The organism is Streptomyces viridosporus (assembly GCF_002078235.1).
GTDB lineage: Bacteria > Actinomycetota > Actinomycetes > Streptomycetales > Streptomycetaceae > Streptomyces > Streptomyces viridosporus.
This window is the reverse complement of sequence record NZ_MSGP01000310.1, coordinates 1-2,005: the sequence shown is the minus strand read 5'-3', so window position 1 is coordinate 2,005 and position 2,005 is coordinate 1. Positions and strand designations below refer to the sequence as shown.

At 75.9% G+C, this 2,005-nt stretch carries 1 protein-coding gene and 1 pseudogene; one reads left to right on the top strand and one right to left on the bottom strand.

What is annotated here, in order from left to right:
* Positions 1 to 120, top strand: a pseudogene (locus B7L92_RS42560) (DeoR family transcriptional regulator); the annotation flags it as partial.
* Positions 121 to 234: 114 nt separating this feature from the next.
* Here the strand turns inward: B7L92_RS42560 and B7L92_RS22000 are convergent.
* The coding region (locus B7L92_RS22000; RefSeq protein WP_107501569.1) for an acetyl/propionyl/methylcrotonyl-CoA carboxylase subunit alpha at positions 235 to 2,005 on the bottom strand (1,771 nt) is incomplete at its 5' end.

Genomic DNA, 2,005 nt, shown 5'->3' with positions numbered 1-2,005 from the left:
GCCGGACGGAGGCCCGGGCCCCGCCGCCAGGGCCCGGGCCTCCGTCCGGCCGTGGGCCTGGGAGCCGAACAGCCGACGGCTGCCGAACGGGCCCGGGTGGCGGATCTGCGCAGGCGGTGAGGGCGCGGTGTCGCCCCCGTCACCGGATCGTACGGAGGCCCGGCGGGCCCGCGCACGAGAGGCGCCCGGCGGATCCTCGGTCGGTCCGCCGGGCGCTTTGTCGCGTCGTGTCGGTCAGTCCTTGATCTCGCAGAGGGCGGCGCCGGCCGTGACGGACGCGCCGACCTGGGCGGTCAGTGCCTTGACGGTGCCGGAGCGGTGGGCGTTGAGGGGCTGCTCCATCTTCATCGCCTCCAGCACCACCACCAGGTCGCCCTCCTGGACCTGCTGGCCCTCCTCCACCGCGACCTTGACGATGGTGCCCTGCATCGGGGAGGCCAGGGTGTCGCCGGAGGCGGCCGGCCCGGACCGCCTGGCCGCCCGCCGCCGGGGCTTGGCGCCGGCCGCCAGGCCGGTGCGGGCCAGGGACATGCCCAGCGAGGCGGGCAGGGAGACCTCCAGGCGCTTGCCGCCGACCTCGACCACCACCGTCTCGCGGTCCGCCTCCTCCTCCGCCTCCGCGCCGCCGCCGGCGGGGGTGAAGGGCGGCAGGTCGTTGACGAACTCGGTCTCGATCCACCGGGTGTGCACGGTGAACGGCCCCGCCGAGCCGGTGAGCTCGGGGGCGAAGGCGGGGTCGGTGACCACCCTGCGGTGGAAGGGCAGGGCGGTGGCCATGCCCTCGATGCGGAACTCCGCCAGCGCCCGGGCGGCGCGCTGCAGCGCCTCGGCGCGGGTGCGGCCGGTGACGATCAGCTTGGCCAGCAGCGAGTCCCAGGCCGGGCCGATCACGCTGCCCGCCTCCACCCCCGCGTCCAGCCGCACCCCGGGCCCGGTGGGCGCGGCGAAGGCGGTGACGGTGCCCGGGGCGGGCAGAAAGCCGCGGCCGGGGTCCTCGCCGTTGATGCGGAACTCGAAGGAGTGGCCGCGCAGCGGCGGGTCGTCGTAGCCCAGGGGCTCGCCGTCGGCGATGCGGAACATCTCGCGCACCAGGTCGATCCCGGCGACCTCCTCGGTGACCGGGTGCTCGACCTGCAGGCGGGTGTTGACCTCCAGGAAGGAGACGGTGCCGTCGGCGCCGACGAGGAACTCCACGGTGCCGGCGCCGACGTAGCCGGCCTCGCGCAGGATGGCCTTGGAGGCCCGGTACAGCTCGGCGGTCTGCTCCGCGGTCAGGAACGGGGCGGGGGCCTCCTCGACCAGCTTCTGGTGGCGGCGCTGCAGCGAGCAGTCCCGGGTGGAGACGACCACCACGTTGCCGTGGGTGTCGGCCAGGCACTGGGTCTCCACGTGCCGGGGCCGGTCCAGGTAGCGCTCCACGAAGCACTCGCCGCGGCCGAAGGCGGCCACCGCCTCGCGGACCGCGGAGTCGTACAGCTCGGGGATCTCCTCCCGGGTGCGGGCGACCTTCAGGCCGCGCCCGCCGCCGCCGAAGGCGGCCTTGATGGCGATCGGCAGCCCGTGCCGGTCGGCGAAGGCCAGCACCTCCTCGGCGCCGGCCACCGGGTCGGGGGTGCCGGCCACCAGCGGGGCGCCGGCGCGCTGGGCGATGTGCCGGGCGGCGACCTTGTCGCCCAGGTCCCGGATGGCCTGCGGGGGCGGGCCGATCCAGGTCAGGCCGGCGTCCAGCACCGCCTGCGCGAACGCGGCGTTCTCCGAGAGGAAGCCGTAGCCGGGGTGGACCGCGTCCGCGCCCGACTCCCGCGCCGCGGCCAGCACCTTGTCCATGTCCAGGTAGCTGGTGGCCGGGGTGTCACCGCCCAGGGCGAACGCCTCGTCCGCGGCGCGGACATGCAGGGCGTCCCGGTCCGGATCGGCGTAGACCGCCACGCTCGCGATCCCGGCGTCCCGGCAGGCCCGGGCCACCCGGACAGCGATTTCGCCACGATTGGCGATGAGCACCTTG